Origin of the sequence: Lentzea albidocapillata subsp. violacea (assembly GCF_900100275.1) — a bacterium.
GTDB classification, from domain to species: domain Bacteria; phylum Actinomycetota; class Actinomycetes; order Mycobacteriales; family Pseudonocardiaceae; genus Lentzea; species Lentzea violacea.
Genome location: NZ_FNET01000012.1, coordinates 1 through 21,984, shown reverse-complemented (window position 1 = coordinate 21,984; position 21,984 = coordinate 1). Strand labels below are relative to the sequence as shown.

25 protein-coding genes are annotated in these 21,984 nt (G+C 69.7%); 20 read left to right on the top strand and 5 right to left on the bottom strand.

Going from position 1 to position 21,984, the window contains the following annotated elements:
* The first annotated feature begins 227 nt into the window (after positions 1-227).
* Entirely contained in the window at positions 228-1,265 is a 1,038-nt protein-coding gene (locus BLR21_RS25120; RefSeq protein ID WP_090008910.1) for an NAD-dependent epimerase/dehydratase family protein, read from the top strand.
* A 15-nt stretch (positions 1,266-1,280) separates the two neighbouring features.
* A complete protein-coding gene (locus BLR21_RS25115) occupies positions 1,281-2,240 on the top strand; it encodes a lysophospholipid acyltransferase family protein (RefSeq protein ID WP_090008908.1) in 960 nt (319 codons plus the stop codon).
* Here the strand turns inward: BLR21_RS25115 and BLR21_RS25110 are convergent.
* A complete protein-coding gene (locus BLR21_RS25110; RefSeq protein ID WP_090008906.1) occupies positions 2,209-3,483 on the bottom strand; it encodes an isocitrate lyase/PEP mutase family protein in 1,275 nt (424 codons plus the stop codon). The two genes, BLR21_RS25115 and BLR21_RS25110, sit on opposite strands and share 32 nt — an antisense overlap.
* Positions 3,484-3,548: 65 nt before the next feature.
* On the opposite strand from BLR21_RS25110, the gene BLR21_RS25105 reads away from it, so the two are divergent.
* The gene (locus tag BLR21_RS25105; protein ID WP_090009366.1) at positions 3,549-4,265 is read left to right on the top strand and encodes an ArsR/SmtB family transcription factor; all 717 of its coding nucleotides are present in this window, start codon (positions 3,549-3,551) and stop codon (positions 4,263-4,265) included.
* Here BLR21_RS25105 and BLR21_RS25100 read toward each other — a convergent pair.
* From BLR21_RS25100 to BLR21_RS25090, 3 genes are all read right to left on the bottom strand, one after another.
* Positions 4,194-5,090 carry an HAD family hydrolase gene (locus BLR21_RS25100; RefSeq protein ID WP_090008904.1) on the bottom strand — a complete coding sequence of 299 codons (897 nt, stop codon included), beginning with the start codon at positions 5,088-5,090 and terminating at the stop codon, positions 4,194-4,196. The genes BLR21_RS25105 and BLR21_RS25100 overlap by 72 nt on opposite strands.
* Positions 5,091-5,225: 135 nt before the next feature.
* A complete protein-coding gene (locus tag BLR21_RS25095) occupies positions 5,226-6,302 on the bottom strand; it encodes a DUF5667 domain-containing protein (RefSeq protein ID WP_090008902.1) in 1,077 nt (358 codons plus the stop codon).
* A gap of 54 nt (positions 6,303-6,356) precedes the next feature.
* Positions 6,357-6,932: a sigma-70 family RNA polymerase sigma factor gene (locus BLR21_RS25090; RefSeq protein WP_245816289.1), complete on the bottom strand. Its 576-nt coding sequence runs from the start codon at positions 6,930-6,932 to the stop codon at positions 6,357-6,359.
* A 208-nt stretch (positions 6,933-7,140) separates the two neighbouring features.
* Here BLR21_RS25090 and BLR21_RS25085 point away from each other — a divergent pair, with 208 nt between their 5' ends.
* From BLR21_RS25085 to BLR21_RS25005, 17 genes are all read left to right on the top strand, one after another.
* A complete protein-coding gene (locus BLR21_RS25085; RefSeq protein ID WP_090008900.1) occupies positions 7,141-8,616 on the top strand; it encodes an AMP-binding protein in 1,476 nt (491 codons plus the stop codon).
* Positions 8,617-8,620: 4 nt separating this feature from the next.
* Positions 8,621-8,860 (top strand): glutaredoxin family protein, encoded by a 240-nt coding sequence (locus BLR21_RS25080; RefSeq protein WP_090008898.1) that lies wholly within the window; start codon positions 8,621-8,623, stop codon positions 8,858-8,860.
* Between the two features lie 61 nt (positions 8,861-8,921).
* Entirely contained in the window at positions 8,922-10,391 is a 1,470-nt protein-coding gene (locus tag BLR21_RS25075; RefSeq protein ID WP_090008896.1) for a molybdopterin-dependent oxidoreductase, read from the top strand.
* 166 nt (positions 10,392-10,557) lie between these two features.
* Complete coding sequence (locus BLR21_RS25070; protein ID WP_176929779.1) at positions 10,558-11,328, top strand: redox-sensing transcriptional repressor Rex; 771 nt, start codon at positions 10,558-10,560, stop codon at positions 11,326-11,328.
* A gap of 37 nt (positions 11,329-11,365) precedes the next feature.
* Positions 11,366-12,682: a glutamyl-tRNA reductase gene (locus tag BLR21_RS25065; RefSeq protein ID WP_090008892.1), complete on the top strand. Its 1,317-nt coding sequence runs from the start codon at positions 11,366-11,368 to the stop codon at positions 12,680-12,682.
* Entirely contained in the window at positions 12,679-13,614 is a 936-nt protein-coding gene (gene hemC / locus BLR21_RS25060) for a hydroxymethylbilane synthase (protein ID WP_090008890.1), read from the top strand. Before BLR21_RS25065 ends, hemC begins: the two co-directional genes overlap by 4 nt.
* Positions 13,615-13,632: 18 nt before the next feature.
* The gene (locus BLR21_RS25055; protein WP_030478178.1) at positions 13,633-15,165 is read left to right on the top strand and encodes a bifunctional uroporphyrinogen-III C-methyltransferase/uroporphyrinogen-III synthase; all 1,533 of its coding nucleotides are present in this window, start codon (positions 13,633-13,635) and stop codon (positions 15,163-15,165) included.
* Positions 15,166-15,240: 75 nt separating this feature from the next.
* Positions 15,241-16,215, top strand: a complete 975-nt coding sequence (hemB, locus tag BLR21_RS25050; RefSeq protein ID WP_090008888.1) for a porphobilinogen synthase — start codon at positions 15,241-15,243, stop codon at positions 16,213-16,215.
* Positions 16,200-16,709 (top strand): hypothetical protein, encoded by a 510-nt coding sequence (locus tag BLR21_RS25045; RefSeq protein WP_090008886.1) that lies wholly within the window; start codon positions 16,200-16,202, stop codon positions 16,707-16,709. Before hemB ends, BLR21_RS25045 begins: the two co-directional genes overlap by 16 nt.
* Positions 16,710-16,719: 10 nt before the next feature.
* Complete coding sequence (locus BLR21_RS25040; protein WP_090008884.1) at positions 16,720-17,163, top strand: hypothetical protein; 444 nt, start codon at positions 16,720-16,722, stop codon at positions 17,161-17,163.
* Positions 17,160-17,564, top strand: coding sequence for a hypothetical protein (locus tag BLR21_RS25035; protein ID WP_090008882.1), 405 nt, complete (start codon positions 17,160-17,162; stop codon positions 17,562-17,564). The genes BLR21_RS25040 and BLR21_RS25035 overlap by 4 nt, the downstream gene beginning before the upstream one ends.
* Positions 17,561-18,283 carry a hypothetical protein gene (locus BLR21_RS25030; RefSeq protein WP_090008880.1) on the top strand — a complete coding sequence of 241 codons (723 nt, stop codon included), beginning with the start codon at positions 17,561-17,563 and terminating at the stop codon, positions 18,281-18,283. The genes BLR21_RS25035 and BLR21_RS25030 overlap by 4 nt, the downstream gene beginning before the upstream one ends.
* Entirely contained in the window at positions 18,283-18,702 is a 420-nt protein-coding gene (locus BLR21_RS25025; protein WP_090008878.1) for a DUF3093 family protein, read from the top strand. The genes BLR21_RS25030 and BLR21_RS25025 overlap by 1 nt, the downstream gene beginning before the upstream one ends.
* Positions 18,703-18,707: 5 nt before the next feature.
* Entirely contained in the window at positions 18,708-19,064 is a 357-nt protein-coding gene (locus tag BLR21_RS25020) for a hypothetical protein (protein ID WP_143027868.1), read from the top strand.
* 11 nt (positions 19,065-19,075) lie between these two features.
* Positions 19,076-20,371 (top strand): glutamate-1-semialdehyde 2,1-aminomutase, encoded by a 1,296-nt coding sequence (hemL, locus tag BLR21_RS25015; RefSeq protein WP_090008875.1) that lies wholly within the window; start codon positions 19,076-19,078, stop codon positions 20,369-20,371.
* Entirely contained in the window at positions 20,368-20,997 is a 630-nt protein-coding gene (locus tag BLR21_RS25010) for a histidine phosphatase family protein (RefSeq protein WP_090008874.1), read from the top strand. Before hemL ends, BLR21_RS25010 begins: the two co-directional genes overlap by 4 nt.
* Positions 20,994-21,551, top strand: a complete 558-nt coding sequence (locus BLR21_RS25005) for a TlpA family protein disulfide reductase (RefSeq protein WP_090008872.1) — start codon at positions 20,994-20,996, stop codon at positions 21,549-21,551. The genes BLR21_RS25010 and BLR21_RS25005 overlap by 4 nt, the downstream gene beginning before the upstream one ends.
* 149 nt (positions 21,552-21,700) lie before the next feature.
* Here BLR21_RS25005 and BLR21_RS25000 read toward each other — a convergent pair.
* On the bottom strand, positions 21,701-21,984 hold a 284-nt coding region (locus BLR21_RS25000; RefSeq protein ID WP_143027867.1), incomplete at its 5' end, for a transposase.

The following is a 21,984-nucleotide window of genomic DNA, read 5'->3' as shown; positions in this document are numbered from 1 at the left end:
TTTCTCCGGGACCCGTCAAAACCGTGGACCTGTTCGGGTGCTTGCGCGGGCACGGGATATCACTTCGTGAGACGGCGCCGCATTTCCACGGGAACGGGGGCCGCCGTTCGGGTGATTAGCCAGTAAAGCCTGCGTGACCTGCGTCAAGACGGCGTTCCGGCCCCGTGCGGTTCCCGATCTGGTCTGTAGCATCGACCAATCGCAACGCCCTTCGTGCTTGGAGTCGCATGACGCCCAAGGTCGTCCTCGTCACCGGAGTCAGCCGCTTCCTCGGCGGCCACCTCGCCGCGCGCTTCGCCGCGAACCCGGACATCGAGCGGGTGCTCGGTGTGGACACCGAGCCGCCGCCACGCGATCTGCTGCGCCGCATGGGCCGCGCCGAGTTCGTGCGGGCCGACATCCGCAACCCGCTGATCAGCAAGGTCATCTCCACCGCGAACGTCGACACGGTCGTGCACGCCTCCGTCACCGCGAGCCCGGCCGGGCCCACCGGCCGCACGGTGATGAAGGAGATGAACGTCATCGGCACCATGCAGCTGCTGGCCGCGTGCCAGAAGTCGCCCAGGGTGCAGAAGCTCGTCGTGAAGTCCACCAGCGCCGTCTACGGGTCCAGCAGCCGCGACCCGGCGGTGTTCACCGAGGACATGGGCCCCAAGGACCTGCCGTCGTCCGGCTACGCCAAGGACGCGGTCGAGGTCGAGGGGTACGTGCGCGGGTTCGGCCGCCGCAGGCCGGACGTGAACGTCACCACGCTGCGCTTCACGAACTTCATCGGCCCGCGCATCGACACGGTGCTGACGCGCTACTTCGCCCTTCCGGTCGTGCCCACCGTCCTGGGCTACGACGCCCGTGTGCAGCTGCTGCACTCCGAGGACGCATTGGCGGTCCTGGAACGCGCGACGCTGCACGACCTGCCCGGAGTCTTTAACGTGGGAGGCGACGGCGTGCTGCTGCTGTCGCAGGCGATCCGCCGGGCGGGCAGGCTGAACCTGCCTGTACCCAGCGCGGCCGTGCCCACGGTCGGTGGCTTCTTCCGGAGCGCCCGGCTCGTCGACTTCTCGCCCGACCAGATGAGGTTCCTCAACTGGGGGCGCGTGATCGACACCACCCTGCTGAAGAAGGAATTCGGGTTCACGCCGCGGTGGACCACCCAGCAGGCGTTCGACGACTACGTGAGCGGCCGGGGTCTGAAGCCGCTCATCGACCCGGAGACGATCGATGCCGCCGAGCGGGGAATCCTCGACGCGGCCGCTCGTTTCCGCTGATCTCGTCTTGAGGAGATGAACGCAGTGGCAGGAGCACGCGTTATCCCGCTGCACGACCCGGAACGCGACGCCGCGCGGAGATCGCGCCACGTCGAGGTGGTTCCCGAGCCGGAGCAGCAGCAGTCCGCGACGCCGGACTGGGAACGCAGGCTGACCGATCTGCTGTCGTTCGCGCGCAGGCGGATCGCCGGCGACTACCAGGTCGACGAGTTCGGCTTCGACCGCGACCTCACCGAGAACGTGCTGATGCCGCCGCTGAAGCCGTTGTACGAGAAGTGGTTCCGCGTCGAGACGAGCGGCCTGAACAACATCCCGCAGGCCGGTGGCGCGCTGATCGTGGCGAACCACTCCGGCACCGTGCCGCTCGACGCCCTGATGACGTCGTTCGGCATCGCGTCGGAGCACCCGGCGCACCGCCACATGCGCATGCTGGGCGCGGACCTGGTGTTCCGCACGCCGGTGCTCGGCGCGCTGGCCCGCAAGTCCGGCCAGACCCTGGCGTGCAACCCCGACGCCGAGCGGCTGCTGTCGTCCGGCGAGCTCGTGGGCGTGTGGCCGGAGGGCTTCAAGGGCGTCGGCAAGCCGTTCAAGGACCGCTACAAGCTGCAGCGCTTCGGCCGCGGCGGCTTCGTGTCGGCGGCGCTGAAGACGGGCGCGCCGATCATCCCGTGCTCCATCGTCGGGGCCGAGGAGATCTACCCGATGATCGGCGACATCAAGGCGCTGGCCCGGTTGCTGGGTTTCCCGTACTTCCCGGTGACGCCGTTCTTCCCGTTGCTGGGGCCGCTGGGCGCCATTCCGCTGCCGTCGAAGTGGTACATCGAGTTCGGCGAGCCGATCCGCACCGACGTGTTCGGTGAGAACGCGGCCGACGACCCGATGCTCGTCTTCAACCTGACCGACCAGGTGCGGGAGACGATCCAGCAGACCCTGTACCGGCTGCTTACTCAGCGCCGGAACGTGTTCCTCGGCTGACCAGCGCCTGGACCTCGTCGTACCCGAACGCGGCGCTGGTGCCGCCGTCGCGCACCGCCTGCGCGGTCGTGACGGTGTGGTGCAGGGCCGCCCGGAACAGCAGTGAGCCGGTGCTGATCCGCTTCACCCCGAGGTTTCCGAGTTCCTCCGGCGTGCGCCGCTGGGCCAGCACGTTGAGCGGCGCCAGTTGTGCGAGCCTCTCGATCTCGCGCGGCTCCGTCAGGCCTGCGACGAAGATCCCGTCCGCGCCGGCGTCGACATAGCGGCGTGCCCGTTCCTCGGTCTCCCCGATGGCCATGCCCAGCCAGTGGGTGTCGATCCGGGCGTTGAGGAACACCCCTGGAGTGCGTTCCTTGACGGCCGTGATGAGTGCCGCCTGCTCTTCGGGCGTGGCCAGGCCGTGCGGGCGGCCGTCCTCCAGGTTGACCCCCGCCACGCCCAGGCCCGCGACGAGCTCGGCGACCTCCACTGGTGACTTGCCGAAGCCCGACTCCAGGTCCGCCGTGACCGGGCAGGGCAGGGTGCTCAGGAGCTTCGCCAGCGCGACGGCCTGGTCACCGGCCAGGCCCATGCCGTCCGGGATGCCGTGGGCGGCGGCCACCCCGAGGCTCGTCGTGCCGATCGCGGTGAAGCCCGCCGCGTGCAGGGCCGCGGCCGAGGCGTAGTCCCAGGCGTTGGGGAGGATCAGCGGCTCGTCGCGGTGGTGCAGGGCACGGAATGCCATGTTCTTGGCGATCCGGGTGGCGAGGCGCCGGCCGGGGCAGGCGTGCGGGCCGTGGCCGAACGGGTGGTGCTCCAGGCTGACCTCGACGACGCCCTGCCGCGTCTGCCTGCGGGTGATCGGGACCGGAGGGCTCTGGTCACCGGTGACGAGGTGGTCAGCGAGGGCGTTCGTGGCTGCCCAGGCCTGGACGAGCAGGCCGATCCTGGCAGCCGTCACCTCGTCGTGCGTGGTGGCCAGGCGTTCCACGGCGGCGTCGGCTGCCGCGGTCACGGGCTCGTGCGGCTGGTAGCACGGGGCGATCTCGGCGATGGCGTCCAGCGAGCCCGGAAGCCCCAGGGCCGTGGCCAGTTCGTCGAGGGTGGTGACGTCCAGGTCCTCGACGAGCGCGGCCGTCAGCGCGCGCCTGCGGGTGTGGTCAGGGCCGTTGCTGAACCTGACCACGGACGCCCTGAGCCAGGCCACGCCCGCTTCGCCTGGCGGGACCTCGGGGACCGGGAGACGCAGCAGCTCTTCGCTCATGCGGACGACGTTAGGGGCTGGACGGTTCGGTGCCGGCCGAAGCGTTCCGGCCGCAGAATGGGGTCGTGGAAGCACTCGCCCAGGTCGCCGGACTGCTCGCGGACAAGACCCGTGCCGCGATCTGCGGAGCCCTGCTCGACGGACGGGCGTGGACCGCCCGCGAGCTGGCCGCCCACGCCGGGGTGGCCGCGTCCACCGCGAGCGAGCACCTGACCCGGCTGGTCGAGGGCGGGGTCCTGGTCGAGCACCGGCAGGGACGGCATCGGTACGTGGCGCTGGCCGGGCCGCACGTCGCCGAGCTGCTGGAGGCGATGGCCGCCTTCGCCGGGCCCGGTCCGCGGCCCCGGTCCCTCCGGTCGGCGGCCGTCTCCGAGGCCATGGCCCGCGGGCGCACCTGCTACGACCACCTCGCGGGCTGGCTCGGCATCTCGCTGAGGTCGGGGCTGGTGGAGCTCGGTGTGGTCGGCGACGGGCTCGCGGTCACCGGGACCGGGATGGTCTGGCTGAAGGAGCTCGGGTTCGAGCCGTCGAAGCGCGTGGTCAGCCGGGCCTGCCTGGACTGGACCGAGCGGGTGCCCCACCTGGCCGGCGCGGCCGGGGCGTTCCTGTGCGGGGTGTTCTTCGAACGCGGCTGGGTGCGGCGGATCGGGACCAGCCGCGCGGTCGTGCTCACCCCCGCCGGTGAGCAGGGGTGGCGGGAGCTCGGGCTGCTACCTGACCCGGCGCCGGTAGGCCAGCGTGGCGGCCACGGCTCCGGCCAGGGCACCGGCGCCCAGCACTGACGGGACGCCGATCTTGGCCGCCTTGCGGCCCGTGCGGAAGTCGCGGATCTCCCAGCCCTTGCGACGGGAGACCTCGCGCAGCTGCGAGTCCGGGTTCACGGCCACCGCGGTGCCCACCACGGACAGCATCGGGACGTCGTTGGACGAGTCCGAGTACGCGGTGCAGCGGCGCAGGTCGAGGCCCTCCTTGGCGGCCAGCGAGCGGACGGCCTGGGCCTTGGCCTTGCCATGCAGGAGGTCGCCGACCAGGCGGCCGGTGTAGATGCCGTTCTCGGACTCCGAGACGGTGCCCAGGGCGCCGGTCAGGCCGAGTCGGCGGGCGATGATCTGGGCGAGCTCGACGGGCGTGGCGGTGACCAGCCAGACGCGCTGACCCGCGTCGAGGTGCATCTGGGCGAGGGCCTGGGTGCCCTTCCAGATGCGGTCGGCCATCAGCTCGTCGTAGATCTCCTCGCCGAGCGAGACCAGTTCGGCGACGCTGCGGCCCGAGACGAAGGAGAGGGCCTGCTCGCGGGAGGCCTTGACGGACTCCGGGTCCTCGCGGCCGCCCACCCGGAACTTCAGCTGCTGCCAGACGAAGCCCGCCAGGTCGGAGGACGAGAAGTACTTGCGCGCGGCCAGGCCACGGGCGAAGTGGAAGATCGACGCGCCCATCATCATCGTGTTGTCCACGTCGAAGAAGGCCGCCGCGGTCAGGTCCGGCGGGACGTTCAGCGACTGTTCGAGCTCTGGCGCCATCGCGGCAGCCTGGATCGCCGCGTCTGCCGATGCCTCGCCGGCTAGTGCGGCCAGCCGGTCGCTCTCCACGTCACGCTTGCCTGCCATGTCCCAAGCGTAGCGATCAGGCCGCCGCACCCGCTCAGACCTGGTCGAGAACACGTGGTGCGAGTTTCAGACCGCGGTCCTGATCACGCCTTGTGTCCGGGCGAACACGAGATGTCGTACGCCATTCGGCGCGGCTCAGCCGAAGCTGATCCCGGGCAGCAGCGGAAGCGAGATGCTCGGCAGCGGGAGTGGCAGCGGGATCGTGATCCCTGGCTTGCCCGACGACGGCGGGGTCGAGGTTCCCGGGTTCGCCGACGGCGCGGTCGACGTGCCCGGTGCCACCGACTGCGTGGGCTGCACGGACGGGTTCGCCGATCCGGACGGCGCAGGCAGACCCGACGGGGCCGGCCCCACCGAGGACGGCTTGCTCCCCGGTGACGAGCTCGGGTCGGTGACGACCGCGGCGCACTCGTCCTTGGCCGGCAGCGGGCCGAGGGAGTCCGAAGAACCGCTGGTCACGGCGTCGCAGCCCGCGCGGGCGGCCAGGTCGTGGGCCCGCTGGGCGATGCTCGCCAGCAACCACATCGTCGTGTCGGCGTGGGCGCCCGCGTCGGCGGGCAGGCGCGGACGCAGGGTGCCGACCTTCATGTACTGGGCCAGCGCCCAGTCGCGGAGGTCGGGCAGCGCCTTCTCGTCGGACGACGTGGCGTAGGTGATGAGCTGGCGGGCACCCTCGACCGCATCGGCGTCCAGGTCGTTCAGTGCCGTGAGCTGGGAGGACGAGTCCGAGGAGCGTTCGGCCAGCGTTTCCATCTCGGTGACCCTGGACGCGGCGAACTCGAGGTGCTTGAGGGCGCGGTCCTGGTCGTCGAACGTCAGGCCGAGCGAGGCGCTTTCGGTGGTGCGCTTGATGCCGTAGAGCGGGTCTCCCGGGAGCGCGTCACGGCTGAGCAGCACACTCATGCCGGCGAGCGACATCAGCAGGCAGAGGACCGCGGCCGCGGCGACCGCTAATCGTGCGCGCGCTCCCACTCGTCTTACCGACGGGAGCACCAGTGGCTTCTCCGGTGGGGGCGCGGTGAGGACGCGTTGTTTCATCCGTTCGCGCGTCTCGGCGTCCGGGCCTACGTCCATCCGCCGGAGGAGTTCGACGATCGCGAGGTCCTCAGCGAGGTCGTCGTTGCCTACGGGCTGTGGGCCGCCTTCAACGGCACGGGCGAATCGCTCGTGCTCCGTCTGCCGCCACCGCGGTGTTCTTCCCTTGCCGTCCATCTCAGCCCGAGTAACGAAGTTGATCTGCTTTGGGTTACGCCCCTGCGATCACGATCACCGCAACCAGGACGGGAGGATCTGTGCGAGCCGCCTCACGGCCCGGTGTTGCAGTGCCTTCACGGCGCCCTCGTTGCGGTCCATGAGCTGCGCGACCTCGGACACCGTCTTGCCTTCGATGAACCTCAGCGTGATGCACTCGCGCTGATCGTCCCCCAACTGTGAGACGCACCGGAGCAGTTCCGCGTTGGTCGCCTCGGTCATGACCTCCTGCTCGGGGCCGCTCGTCTCCTCGCGGTTGTCCTGGAGCTCGGCGGTCGTGACCTCGAGCCGGTAGCGGCTCGACTTCACGTGGTCGAACACGATGTTGCGCGCGATCGTGACGAACCATGCGCCCACGTCACGGCCCTGGTAGCTGACCGAACCGATGCTCCGCAGCGCGCGGAGGAACGTCTCGCTCGTCACGTCCTCGGCGAACGCGCGATCGCCGCCCACCCGGAAGAGGACATAGCGGAAGACCATGTCGACGTACTTGTCGTACAGCACTCCGAACGCCCCGGTGTCACCCTCTTGGGCGGCCTTGACGAGCTGCCACGGCTCGTCGATGGCGTTGTCGTGCTGACCCCCCGTCATGGTTCGGGTGGTCCTGATCGTGTTCGGTCGTGCCCGCGCGGTCATCGGCTCGCGGCACCTCCACAGAGTCGCCGTGGCGGCAGCATACGTCTTGTTACTCCGTAGTAGGTAGCGGACGGTTGCGATGGTAAGACGACGGAACCGCGGCTTCATGACGCTCGTCACGCGTGGAAGACTGCTCGAAGCGCCCAGTGTTCATGAGGAGGCCATGTTGACTTCCGCTCGCAATGTGTCAGATCTGGTCCGTGCTTCGGCACAGCGGGGACCAAGCCACGCCGCCTTGGTCGACGTAGCGAGCGGTAAGAGCCTCACGTGGGAAACCATCGACGGCGCGACCGATGCTTTCGCCCGCCGTTTGGCCGATTCCGGACTCGAACCGGGCGACCGAGTGGCGGTACGGCTGCCCACGAGCCCCGAGTTCGTGGTCGCCGTGTTCGGAATCCTCCGCGCGGGCGGCGTCGTGGTGCCCACGGGCCCCGGCAACCCGCCGCGCGAGCTCCAGCGCATCCTCGCCGACTCCGGCGCCGGCCTTCTGGTCGGCGACGGTGAGGGCTCCGACGCGACGGTGATCGAGGTTCCGGACGTGTCGGCCACCGCCGAGCCGTTCGAGGCCGTCCGCGGTGGCGAGGACCTGGCCGTTCTCGGCTACACCTCGGGCACGTCCGGCGTGCCGCGCGGCGCGATGCTCTCGCACCGGGCGTTGCTCGCGAACGTCTCGCAGTGCGCCGCGCTGCGCCCCGCTCCGGTCACGGCGGCCGATCGGGTGCTGCTCGCGCTGCCGTTGTTCCACGTCTACGGCCTCGGCCCCGGCCTGCTGCAGGTGGCGGGCGCGGGTGCCACGGCGATCCTGCTGGAGCGCTTCGAGCCGTCCAACGTCCTCGACGTCATCGCGGAGCATCGCGTCACCACGATGGTCGGCGTGCCGCCCATGTACCGGGCACTGCTCGCGCACCCGGCCGAGGTGCTGCGCGAGAAGCTCGCCACGGTCCGGCTCTTCACCTCCGGCGCGGCCCCGCTGCCGGCGGGCGTCATCGCGGAGATGCGCGGCGCGATCGGCATCCCGATCTACGAGGGCTACGGCCTCACCGAGACGGGCCCCGTGCTCACGTCCACCCTGGTCGGCGGCGTGCCGAAGCCGGGTTCGGTGGGCCAGGCGCTGCCGGGCGTCGAGATCCGCCTGGTCGACACGGACGGCTCCGCGCTCGACATCGAGGAGGACGAACCGGGCACCGGCCTGGTGTCCGCGAAGGGCGACAACCTCTTCAGCGGCTACTGGCCCGACGGCGCCCACGGCCCGGACGCCTCCGGCTGGTTCCGCACCGGCGACGTCGGGTTCATCGACGCCGACGGCGACCTGCACCTGGTCGACCGAGCCGGTGACCTGATCATCGTCAACGGCTTCAACGTCTACCCGCACGAGGTCGAGCAGGTGGTCGGCGAGCTTGACCAGGTGCTCGAGGCCGCGGCCGTCGGCGTGCCGGACGAGAAGACCGGCGAGTCGGTGAAGGTCGTGCTCGTGCTGCGCGACGGGCAGCAGCTGACCTCGCAGGACGTGGTGGCCCACTGCGCCGCGCGGCTCGCCAAGTTCAAGGTGCCGACCTCGGTGGAGTTCGCCCCGGCCCTGCCGCACTCGCCGACCGGCAAGCTCGCCCGCGCCGTCCTGCGCAGGCCTTTGGGAGCATGACGGCATGACCCACCACGTGACGTTGATGAGCCGGGTGTCGTGCCACTCCTGCGAGGAGGCCGCCGTCGAGATCGAGCGGATCTGCGCGGACCTCGGCGCGACCTGGTCCGTCGAGGACGTGGACGCCGATCCGGAACTGCGCGCCGAGTACGGCGACCGGGTGCCGGTGTTCCTGGTGGACGGGGCGGAGCACGGGTACTGGAAGGTGGAGGAGGACCGCCTGCGAGCGGCACTCGCCAAGTAGTTGATTACCGGGGCCTTACGGCTCGGGCGAACCGACGGCGGATGGGTGTCGAATTAGAGGCATGAAGCCCGCCAAGGCCGCACTCACCGGACTGATCGCCCTTGTCACAGCTCTTGCGGCAGGGCACCTGGTGGCGGCCTTCGTGGGCCTGAGCGCCTCCCCGTACCTCGCCGTGGGCAACGCCGCGATCGACCTCACGCCGTCGTGGCTGAAGGACTTCGCCGTCACCACGTTCGGCACCGCCGACAAGCTCGTGCTGCTGATCTGCATGGGCGTCGTGCTCGTCGGCATCGGCATCGGTGCCGGCCTGGCCAGCCGGAACGGTCCCGCGCCGGGGACGCTGGTGGCCGTGCTGCTCGGGTTCGTGGGGGTCGCGGCGGTCGTGACCAGGCCGGACGTCGGCCAGCTCGCCGTCCTCGCGCCCGTCGCCAGCACGGCGGCGGGCGTCTACGCGTTCCGCTACCTGCACCGCGAGGCCGAGGAGAACGAGAGCAGGCGCGGCTTCCTGATCACCGCCGGGCTCGCGGTCTTCGCGGGGGTGGCGGGCCAGCTCTTCGGCAGCCGGACGGACGTGGAGGGCTCGCGCCAGGCCGTCGGCGACCTGACGCCGAAGGTCAGGGCGCCGGAGATCCCGCTGAACGCCGACTTCGTCAAGGACGGCACCCCGAGCTTCATCACCAGCAGCAAGGACTTCTACCGGATCGACACCGCGCTGAGCGTGCCGCGGCTCAGGGCCGAGGAGTGGGCGCTGCGGGTGCACGGCATGGTCGAGCGGCCGATGGTGCTCACGTTCGAGGAGATCCGCAGCAGGGACCTCGTCGAGGAGACCGTCACACTGACCTGCGTCTCGAACGAGGTGGGCGGGCCGTACATCTCCACGGCCAACTTCGTCGGCGTCAGGATCGGCGACGTACTGCGGGAAGCCGGCGTGAAGGCAGGTGCGGACCAGCTGTTCAGCACCAGCGACGACGGGTTCACGGCCGGCAGCCCGCTCGACTACGTGCTGGAGACCGGGCTGATCGCGATCGGCATGAACGGCGAACCGCTGCCCGCCGAGCACGGGTTCCCGGCGCGGCTCGTGGTGCCGGGGCTCTACGGCTACGTCTCCGCGACCAAGTGGGTCACCGACCTCAACGTGACGACGTTCGCGAAGGACCAGGGCTACTGGATCCCGCGGGGCTGGGCGACGCGGGCGCCGATCAAGGTGTCCTCGCGCATCGACCGGCCCACCAGGATGGGCAGGGTCCAGGGCAGGGTGGTCGTCGCGGGAACGGCGTGGGCGCAGCCCAAGGGCGTGGCCAGGGTCGAGGTCAGGGTGGACGGTGGACCGTGGCAGGAGGCCGAACTCGGGGCCGACGTCAGCGACACCACGTGGCGCATGTGGCGGGTCGAGCTGGACCTCGGCAGAGGCAGTCACGCGGTCGAGTGCCGGGCCACCGACAAATCCGGCTTCACGCAGGACCAGGCACGCCTCGATCCGGTTCCCGACGGTGCGACGGGATGGCACTCGGTCACCTTCACGGTCGACTAGGGCTCACCCCGTAGTGATCATGAACCGAGGAAGCGCTGGTCACGCCCTGTCACCGGTGCTGTGACACCCGATCACCGACTTTGTGCATGCGTTCACAAGCGGTACGGTGTGTACATCACCAACGCCGCGGGTCCCTGCGGTGAAGCACACCCGGAGGTCGGAGAGCGTGGTTTCGCAGCGGGGCGAAGGTGAGACGACCAGCACCCCTCTGGAGGCTGCCGACAAGGAGCGCGCCCGCGCGATCCCCGAGGCCGCCGTGGCCCGGCTCGCCGTGTACCTCCGCGTGTTGTCCGGCATGGCCGAGAGCGGCGTGACGGCCGTCTCCAGCGAGGAACTGAGCCAGGCGGCCGGCGTCAACGCGGCCAAGCTCCGCAAGGACCTGAGCTACATCGGCAGCTACGGCACGAGGGGCGTCGGGTACGACGTCGAGGTCCTCGTGAGCCACATCGAGCGCATCCTCGGCCTCACCCGCAACCACTCCGTGGCCGTCGTCGGCATCGGTAACCTTGGTCACGCTCTCGCGAACTACGGCGGGTTCCCCGGCCGTGGGTTCCCGGTCACCGCCCTCTTCGACGTGGACGCCGATCTCGTCGGAATCCCTGTTGGGGGCATACCCGTCAACCACATCGACGAGATCACCGCGATCTGCCTGGAGCGCGAGGTGTCGATCGGCGTCATCGCGACGCCACCGCCCGCCGCCCAGTCGGTTTGCGACCGTTTGGTATCTGCGGGCGTCCAGTGCATTCTGAACTTTGCACCAGTTGTCCTTCAGGTTCCAGACAACGTCGAGGTGCGCAAGGTTGACTTGGCGGTCGAGATGCAGATCCTGTCGTTCCACGTCGCTCGGCGTGCGGACGAGGCTGTGCACAACTCCAACGGCGGGGTCTCGGTCGGCAACAACGGACTCGGTGTGGACGGGATGGTGATTCGCCCGTGAGCGTGAGCCAGACGGCTCCGGCAGACGTGGTGAGTGCATGAGCGTGCTCGTAGTCGGGCTTTCGCACCGCACCGCCCCAGTCCCGGTCCTGGAACGCGTCACCGTGGCCGAGCCGAACCTGCCCAAGGTCCTCGGCCAGCTGCTCGCCGCCCCCAGCGTCTCCGAGGCGATGGTCCTGTCGACCTGCAACAGGGTCGAGGTCTACGCCGTCGTCGAGTCGTTCCACGGCGGCATGTCCGAGGTCGTCGAGGTGCTGGCGCAGCACGCGCAGATCGAGCCTCAGGCGCTCTACGAGCACTTCTACGTGCATTACGCCGCCGCTGCCGTCGAGCACCTGTTCTCCGTCGCGGCGGGCCTCGACTCGATGGTCGTCGGCGAGTCCCAGATCCTCGGCCAGCTGCGCGGCGCGTACGCGGCGGCGGACGAGGCGGGCACCGTCGGCAGGACCGTCCACGAGCTCACCCAGAACGCGCTGCGTGTCGGCAAGCGGGTGCACACCGAGACCGGCATCGACCACGCGGGCGCCTCCGTCGTGTCCGAGGCCCTCGGTGACGCCGAGGCCCAGCTGGGCACCCTCGTCGGCAAGCGCGCGCTGCTCGTCGGCGCCGGGGCCATGGGCGGCCTGGCCGCCGCCCACCTGCGCCGGGCGGGCATCGGCGAGGTCGTCATCGCGAACCGGACGCAGGCCAACGGTGTGCGTCTCGCCACGTCGCTGAAGGCCGAGGGCGTCCCCGCGACGGCCGTCGACCTGGCCGCGCTGGCCGTCGAGATCGACCTCGCGGACATCGTCTTCGCGTGCACCGGGTCGGTCGACACGGTCGTTCGCGCAGACATGATCAGCACGCGCTCACGGCCGTTGGTCGTGTGCGACCTGGGCCTGCCCAAGGACGTCGACCCGGCCGCCGCCGAGCTGCCGAACGTTCGTGTGGTGGACCTGGAAACGTTGCAGCGCCGCCTCTCCGACGCGCCCGCCGGCCAGGACACCCGCCTGGCGGTCCAGCTGGTCGGCGACGAGGTCAAGGCCTACCTCGCGGGCCAGCGGTCCGCCGAGGTCACGCCGACCGTCACGGCCCTGCGCAAGCGGGCCGCCGAGGTGGTCGACGCCGAACTGCTCCGTCTTGATTCGCGACTTCCCGAACTGGACGCCGCGACACGCGGTGAATTGGCCAAGACGGTACGCCGCGTTGTAGACAAGCTCCTGCACACGCCGACCGTCCGGGTGAAGGAGCTCGCCTCCGCCCCTGGTGGCACCGGCTACGCGGAGGCTCTCCGCGAACTGTTCGGGCTCGACCCCCAGTCGCCTGGGGTTGTCAGTCAGACCAAGCAAGCTCCTGTGGATGGTGAAACGCGGTGACCCGCACCCTACGGATCGGTACCCGAGGCAGCGCACTGGCGCTCGCGCAGACGGGGACCGTGGCCGAGGCGCTGAAGGCTGCCGGAGCACAGGTCGAGATCGTCGTCGTCAAGACGCCGGGCGACCTCTCCGACGCGCCCATCGCCCAGATCGGCATCGGCGTCTTCACGTCGGCTCTTCGTGACGCGCTCGCGAACGGCGAGATCGACGTGGCCGTCCACTCCTACAAGGACCTGCCGACCGCGCCGGACCCCCGGCTGACCCTCGCGGCCGTGCCGCAGCGTGAAGACCCGCGCGACGCCCTCGTGGCGCGTGACGGTCTCACGCTCGGTGAGCTGCCGACGGGGTCCACTGTGGGCACCGGATCTCCGCGCCGGGCGGCGCAGCTGGAGGCGTTGGGCCTCGGGCTGAACATCGTCCCGTTGCGCGGCAACGTGGACACGCGCATCGGCAAGGTCCGCAACGGCGAGCTCGACGCGGTGGTGCTGGCTCGCGCCGGCATCTCGCGGCTCGGCCGCACGAGCGAGATCACCGAGAACCTGGAGCCCATCCAGATGCTTCCCGCACCCGCGCAGGGTGCGTTGGCAGTCGAGTGCCGGGTCGACGACGTCGACGCCGAGCACCTGATCCAGTCCACTTTGGACGATTCGGCCAGCCGGGCCGCTGTGACCGCTGAGCGCGCCATGCTGGCCGCGCTCGAGGCGGGCTGCAGCGCGCCGGTCGGCGCGCTGGCCGATGTGGTGGAAGACCTCGACGACGAGGGCAAGGTCGTGTACCGACTTTCCCTGCGCGGGGTCGCAGCGACGCCGGAGAACGATCTCCTCCGTGCGTCCGCCACCGGTGACTTGACCGAAGCTGAGGGACTCGGCCGTGCGCTGGCCGCCGAGTTGCTCGACCTCGGGGCCGCCGTTCTCAGCGGTCCAGAGGCGTAATCGATGGGGAGTGCCCTGATGACCCGCGCACGCAAGACCCCCGGACGCATCGCCTTCGTGGGCTCCGGCCCAGGCGACACCGGGCTGCTCACGGTCCGGGCCCACGACTTGCTCACCAGGGCTGAACTCGTGGTCACCGACCCGGACGTCCCCGCTGACGTCCTCGCGACCGTGCCCGAGGGAGTCGAGGTCCGCCCTGCTGTCGGCGAGGCCGCCGACGTGGCCAAGGACCTGGTGACCGAGGCGCGTAACGGTGCGACCGTCGTCCGTCTCGTCGCGGGTGACCCGCTGACGCTCGACTCGGTCGTGAAGGAAGCGCAGGCCGTCGCGAAGTCGACGATCCCGTTCGACGTCGTACCCGGTGTGCCCGCGGGCACCGCGGTTCCGGCGTACGCGGGTGTGGCTCTCGGTGGCGTGCACACCGAGGTCGACGTCCGCGCGGTGACGGACTGGGCCGGCCTCGCCGCCGCGCCCGGCACGCTCGTCCTGCACGCGACCGGCTCGCACCTGGCCGAGGCGGCGTCGAACCTGGTCGAGAACGGCCTCGCGCCGCAGACACCGGTCGCCGTCACCGCCGAAGGCACCGGCTTCCAGCAGCGCACCATCGACACGACGCTGGCGGCCGTGGCCGCCGACGCCGGTGAGATGGGCGGCCCGCTGGTCGTCACGGTCGGTGCCGCCGCCGCCAACCGCTCGAAGCTCTCCTGGTGGGAGTCGCGGGCGCTCTACGGCTGGCGAGTGCTGGTCCCGCGGACCAAGGAGCAGGCCGGCGCGATGAGCGAGCGTCTGCACTCGCACGGCGCTATCGCCGTCGAGGTGCCGACGATCTCCGTCGAGCCGCCCCGCAGCCCCGCGCAGATGGAGCGCTCGGTCAAGGGTCTCGTCGACGGCCGCTACCAGTGGGTCGTCTTCACCTCGACCAACGCCGTCCGCGCGGTGTGGGAGAAGTTCCGCGAGTTCGGCCTGGACGCCCGTGCGTTCTCCGGCGTGAAGATCGCCTGCGTCGGCGAGGCCACGGCCGCGAAGGTGCGCTCGTTCGGCATCATCCCGGAGCTCGTGCCGTCGGGTGACCAGTCGTCCGAGGGCCTGCTGAACGACTTCCCGCCCTACGACGACATCCTCGACCCGGTCGACCGCGTGCTGCTGCCGCGGGCCGACATCGCCACCGAGACGCTGGCCGCGGGCCTGCGCGAACGTGGCTGGGAGATCGACGACGTGACGGCGTACCGCACCGTGCGTGCGGCCCCGCCGCCCGCCGACACCCGCGAGATGATCAAGTCCGGTGGCTTCGACGCGGTGTGCTTCACCTCGTCGTCGACCGTGCGGAACCTGGTCGGCATCGCGGGCAAGCCGCACGCCCGCACGCTCGTCGCGTGCATCGGCCCGCAGACCGCCGAGACGGCGCGGGAGTTCGGCCTCCGGGTCGACGTGCAGCCCGAGGAGGCGAACGTGCCCGCGCTGGTCGACGCGCTGGCCGCCCACGCCGCCCGGTTGCGCGCCGAGGGAGCGCTGCCTCCTCCGCGCAAGACCAAGCGTCTGCGCCGCAGCTAGTCCGAACAAGCCGTCGGGGCCACTCAAGATCCTTTGGGTGGCCCCTTCGACTCTCTTCCGTCAGGGAGTCTCCAGATGTATCCACTGCACCGGCCGAGGCGTCTGCGCACGACGCCCGCCATGCGCCGCCTCGTGTCCGAGACCGAGGTACGCCCGAGGCAGCTCGTGCTGCCCATGTTCGTCAAGGAAGGCCTGGCCGCGCCTGCTGAGATCAGCAGCATGCCGGGCGTTCTCCAGCACAGCCGCGACTCGTTGCGGAAGGCCGCGGTCGAGGCCGTGCAGGCAGGGGTCGGCGGCATCATGCTGTTCGGCGTCCCGGCCGAGCGTGACGCCGTCGGTTCCGGCGGCACCGACCCGGACGGCATCCTCAACGCCGCGCTGGGCGACCTGCGCTCGGAACTGGGCGACAGCACCGTGCTCATGTCGGACTGCTGCCTCGACGAGTTCACCGACCACGGCCACTGCGGCGTGCTCGCCGCCGACGGCACGGTCGACAACGACGCGACCCTCGAGGTCTACGGCGAGATGGCCGTCGCGCAGGCGCGCGCCGGTGCCCACGTCGTCGGTCCGAGCGGCATGATGGACGGCCAGATCGCGTTCATCCGCAACGCACTGGACCAGGCTGGTCTTTCCGACACCGGCGTCCTCGCCTACTCCGCCAAGTACGCGTCGGCGTTCTACGGCCCGTTCCGCGACGCCGTCGAGTCGCAGCTCGCGGGCGACCGCAAGACCTACCAGCAGGACCCGGCGAACGCCCGCGAGGCGATCCGCGAGGTGCAGCTGGACCTCGCCGAGGGCGCGGACATGGTCATGGTCAAGCCCGCGCTGCTGTACCTGGACGTGCTGCGTGCGGTCGCCGAGATCTCGGACGTTCCCGTTGCGGCGTACCAGATCTCCGGCGAGTACGCGATGATCGAGGCCGCTGCCGCGAACGGCTGGATCGACCGGGAGCGCTCGATCCTCGAGTCGCTCACGTCCATCCGCCGCGCCGGCGCGGACATCGTGCTCACGTACTGGGCAGTGGAAGCCGCCCGGTGGCTGGACCGGTAGGCACCCCCGTCCCGAAGCTGGTCGACGTCGCGCGCTGGCTCTGGATCGCCAGCGCGTGCGTCGGCATGCTGCGGTTCCTGGAACAGCTCCTCGACCGCGAGATGCTCGTGGCCGAGGTGCGCCGGCAGAACCCTTCGCTGGGCCAGGACCAGATCGACGCGAACGTGAACGGTGGTGTCCTCTTCGGACTGCTGATCGCCGTGGCGTTGCTGGTCGCGTACACGCGTTTGGCGAACGCGATGGCGCGTGGCCGCAACTGGGCCCGGATCGTGCTCACCGTGCTGGGCGGCGCGTCCGTCGCGTTCGGACTGTTCCGGTTGGTCGCCTGGGGCAGCGGGGTCGCGGCGTCGCTCGGAGTCGAGATGCGTCCGGTCGACCTGGCCGTCACGGCGGTCACCACCGTGCTGGAGGCGTCCGCGATCGTGCTGATGTACCGGGTGTCCGCGCACTTCAGGAAGCGGGTCGTGGTGGACAGCGCGGTTCGGCCGTCCTAAGTTCGCGACCGTGACGTCTCCGAAGGAATCGGGCACCCCCGGCACGATCACCGCGGGCTACTGGCTCGTCGTGGCCGGCGCCGTCCTCTGGGTGCTCGCCGCCGTGTTCCAGTTCGCCAACAAGCAGCTCCTGATCGACGAAGTGAAGTCCACGACCACGGACGACAAGCTGACCCCGGAGATGATCGAGTCGACGGCGACGGCGATCGTCGTCGCCGTGCTGGTGGGCTCGGTGGTGCTGGCAGGGCTCGCGGTGTGGTTCGCGGGCAAGGTCAGGGGCGGGCTGAAGAAGAGCCGCACCGGCTTGATGATCACGGTGTTGCTGAACCTGTTCTTCCAGATGATCGGCAACGGGCTGGCCGTCACGCCGGCGCTGATCGCGATGTCGGGCCTGGTGTTGTTCTACTTCCGGCAGTCGACCGAGTACCTGACCCAGCGCGAGCGACTGGCGTGAAACACGACGACACGCCGCTGTCCGTTCGCATCGCGGTCGGCCTGTGGCTCGCGACCGCCGTCTTCGTCCTCTTCACGACCGCGGGGCTGTGGTTCCAGCGCGGTGAGGTGCAGCGGCTGACCGACTGGACGTCCGGGCAGGTCACGAGCTTCCTGGGCACGCTGACGGCGGTCGCGGTGATCTTCGTCGCGGCCTACGCGTGGCTCACGCGGTTGTTCCTGAAGCGGAGGAACTGGGCGCGGATCGCGCTGTCGCTCGTCGCGATCGTGCACATGATCTGGATCCTGTTCGTCGGGATCAGCGCTTCGAGCTTGGTCACGTTGCTGCTCATCTGTGCCGCAATCGTCTTCACGTGGCAGGCGCGTACGGCACAGTGGCTGGCGGAGGTGCGTGAGCAGTGACCAATCCGCAGGACCCGAACCCCTGGCAGCCGAGCCCGGACATCCCGCAGGCCCAGCCGGGCGCGACGGCCGGGACGTACGAGGTGACCGCCGTGAACAACATGGGGTTGCCCATGCCGCAGGCCCCCGAGCTGGCACCGCCGCTCGACCACGGCCAGTGGCAGAACCCGGCCGGCTGGCAGAACCCCTATCCCGCGGCACCCGGCGGGCACTACCAGGTGAACCAGGTCGCGCAGGCGAGCTACCCGATGACGCCGGTGCAGTCCCACGAGCTGCCGCCGGCGCGACCGGCCACGATCAACGCCGCGATGTGGATCTGGATCGCGGGCGCCCTGCTCTCCGTCGCCGTGCTGCCGGTGATGCTGCTCGTCAACGCCGACTTCCTCCTCACCCAGGACAGCGTCGTCACGGCGGAAGAGCGCCGGGCGGGCGAGATCGGTGTGCGGGCCATGGCGGTGATCTTCGGCTTCATGATGCTGGTCGCGGCCGCGCCGTACGTCGCGTTCGCGATCGTGCTGCGCAACGGCCAGAACTGGGCGCGCATCCTGCTCACGATCCTCGGCGGGCTCGGAATCGTGTCGATGATCGGGATCACGTTCATCTCGATCGGCTCGCAGGTCTGGCAGCCGAGCGTGGCGATCTGCATCGTCGTGATCGGGCTGACCATCGCGGCCATCGTGCTGCAGTTCCTGCCGGCGTCGAACAGGTTCGTCCGCTAGTGCTCTACCGCGAGTCCGGCAGCAGCTGGTGGCCGCTCCTGTGGGGCCCGGCGTTCGCCGTCGCCGGGTACCTGGTCGAGCTCGTCACCGGGCCCGCGTCCGTGACGCTGTGGGCCGTCGCGGGACTCGGCCTGACGCTCGGCGCCGTGCTCTGGGTGTACGGGCGGGTCAGGACCGGCAGCATCGAGCTCACGGCCGAGGAAGCGCGGTTCGGGCGGGAGAAGCTGCCGATCGCGATGATCGAGGCCTGCCAGGACGTGGGCGCGCCGGCCGGGGCGAAGGTCCTCGGCGGCGGCTGGTCGGTGCCCAAGGGGACGACCGCGGTGCCGTTGCGGCTGGTCGGCGGCTCGGTGGTGCTGGCGTGGGCGCGCGATCCGGAAGCCTTGCTCGCGGCGCTGCGGCGGGTCGTGAGAAGGTGAGCGACGTGACAGAGGCCGTGACTGAGCAGGAGTCGGACGCCGTGGTGGAGGAGCCTGAGCAGGCGCCGCCGGCCGGTCCGAGCCTGCACCAGCCCAGGCGGTGGCTCATCGCCGCGGGTGAGGCCGTCGTGATCGTCGCGCTGGCGGTCTTCGCCGTGTGGTGCTGGAACCGTGGCGTCGTGCGGCTGGAGTACCCGTTCGAGGGACGCGAGCCGTTGATCTCCACGCGCTACCACGGCAACTGGCTGGGCACCGCCGTCGGCGCCGCCACGCTGGCCGTGGTCCTCGCTCTGGACGCGGTGAGGCAGGTCCTGCTGGCCGTGCGCACCCGGCCGCAGAAAGCCGCCGACTCCGACATGTGAGACTGGGGTACGTGACTGCGAGTCGATCCCAGGCCCTGTTCGAGCGCGCGTCGACGCTGACCCCCGGCGGGGTCAACTCTCCGGTGCGGGCGTTCCACTCCGTCGGCGGCACCCCGCGCTTCATGGTGCGCGGCGAGGGTCCGCACCTGTGGGACGCGGACGGCAACCGGTACGTCGACCTGGTGGCCTCGTGGGGCCCGATGATCCTCGGCCACGCCCATCCGGCCGTGGTCTCCGCGGTGCAGAAGGCCGCTGCCTCCGGACTGTCGTTCGGCACGCCCACCGAGGGCGAGATCGAGCTCGCGGCCGAGCTGATCGACCGCGTCGAGCCGGTCCGCCAGGTCCGCCTGGTCAACTCGGGCACCGAGGCCACGATGAGCGCGATCCGCCTCGCGCGCGGCTTCACCGAGCGCCGCAAGATCATCAAGTTCGCCGGTTGTTACCACGGTCACGTCGACGCGCTGCTGGCCCAGGCCGGCTCCGGTGTCGCGACCCTCGGCCTACCTTCGTCGCCCGGTGTCACGGGCGCGCAGGCCGAGGACACGATCGTCCTGCCGTACAACGACATCGAGGCTGTGCGCGCGGCGTTCGCGGAGAACCCCGGCGAGATCGCCTGCGTCATCACCGAGGCCGCGGCGGGCAACATGGGCGCCGTCGCGCCGGGCGCCGACTTCAACGCGGGCCTGCGCGAGATCTGCGACGCCGACGGAGCGTTGCTGGTCATGGACGAGGTCATGACGGGCTTCCGCGTCTCGCGCGCCGGCTGGTTCGGCCTGGAGCGCGTGCGCGGCGACCTCTACACGTTCGGCAAGGTCATGTCCGGTGGCCTTCCGGCGGCCGCGTTCGGTGGCCGCGCCGACGTGATGGAGCGGCTCGCCCCCTCCGGTCCCGTCTACCAGGCGGGCACGCTGTCGGGTAACCCCGTGGCGGTGGCCGCCGGTCTCGCGACGCTGCGCGCGGCCGACGACGAGGTCTACACGGCACTGAACCGCAACGCCACGCGCCTCGGCGCGCTCTTCACGGCCTCGCTGACCGAGGCAGGAGTCGAGCACCGCGTGCAGTTCGCTGGGAACCTGGTGAGCGTGTTCTTCGGTGCCACGGAGGTGAAGGACTACGCGGGCGCGCAGGCATGCGAGACGTGGCGCTTCCCGCCGTTCTTCCACGCCCTGCTGGAGCGAGGCGTCTACGCCCCGCCGTCGGCGTTCGAAGCCTGGTTCGTGAACGCCGCCATGGGTGAAGAGGAGTTCGCCGTGATCGCCGACGCACTGCCGCACGCGGCCCGTGCCGCCAAGGAGGCCCGCAAGTGACCCGCACCGTCGTCCACCTGCTCCGCCACGGCGAGGTGCACAACCCGACCGGCATCCTCTATGGCCGCATCCCCGGCTTCAAGCTGTCCGAGCGGGGGCAGAAGCAGGCCCTGACCGTGGCCGAGCACCTGGCTGACCATGATCTGGTGCACGTCGTGGCGTCCCCTTTGGACCGTGCACAGCAGACTGCTGCTCCTATCGCCGACTCGCATCGGTTGGAGTTGGCCACTGATGAGCGGTTGATCGAGGCTGACAACCAGTTCGAGGGGTTGAAGGTTGCCGTGGGGGACGGGGCTTTGCGGTCTCCTCAGCATTGGCCGAAGCTGGTGAATCCCTTCCGGCCGTCTTGGGGGGAGCCGTACATCGAGATCGCTCATCGGATGATGGGGGCGGTGCAGAAGGCTCGGGCTGCTGCTGAGGGGCATGAAGCCGTTTGTGTTTCGCATCAGTTGCCTATTTGGACGTTGCGGCGGTTTTTGGAGGGGAAGCGGATGTGGCACGATCCCCGTCGGCGGGAGTGTTCACTTGCTTCGCTCACCTCGTTGGTTTTTGAGGGGGAGCAGTTGGTTCGGATTGCCTATTCTGAGCCTGTGGGGGCTACTGATCCTCGGGTGACTGGGGCATGAAGCGGCTTTTGGTTCTGGTGTTGTTGGTTGCTGGGTGTAGTACTGGGAAGGATGCTGCTTCGGTTGGGGCTGGGGATTTTTATCTCGTTGCTCCTGGGGGGCAGGTTGAGATTCGGTATGCGCCTTCCGAGCGTAAGCAGTTGACTGGGCTTGAGGGGGAGTCGCTGCTTGAGGAGGGTGAGATTGTTCGGCTTTCTGATTATGCTGGGAAGCCTGTTGTGATCAATATCTGGGGGGCCTGGTGTGGGCCTTGCCGGACTGAGGCTCCTGAGATGCAGAAGGTTTTTGATGGTGGGACTCAGGTTCTTGGGGTTGATGTCAAGGAGACTTCCAAGGATCATCCTCGGGATTTTATGAGGGATCGGTCTTTGACTTATCCTTCTATTTATGATGCTTCTGCTCGGAGCTTTATCAACGTTTTTCGTGGGGTTCCGGCTAATAGCGTTCCGTCTACGTTTGTTGTGGACAAGGATCATAAGGTTGCGGCTGCGTTTTTGGTTCCGGTGTTGGCTTCGGATTTGCAGCCTGTTTTGGATGAGCTTGCCAAGGAGTGAGGCGCGAGTCTTGTAGGTGGTCGGCTTGCGGGCGGCGGCCTTGCGGTTGCGTGCGTCCCCTGGGGGCGCTGCCCCCAGACCCCCGGCAATCTGATCAGGGGGTCCACGCCGTGCGTGGGTTGATGGCACGCCTGACGCTCCTATAGATGTCAAGCAGTGAGTGCGAGGTCTTTCATGATCGCTGTGTGGGCTTCGCGGAGGATATAGCGCTTGAGGCAGCGGATGATGTCGCGTTTGGTGAGGCCTTGTTCGGTGCGTCGTTGCAGGTAGGCCTGGGTGCGTGGGCAGTAGCGCAGGCGGACGACGGCGACGATGTGCAGGACGCGGTTGGCTTGGCGTTCGCCGCCTTTGTTGAGGCGGTGGCGGTCGGTTCGTCCGGATGAGGCGGGTAGTGGGGCGACGCCGCAGAGTTTGGCGAAGGAGGCTTCGCTGT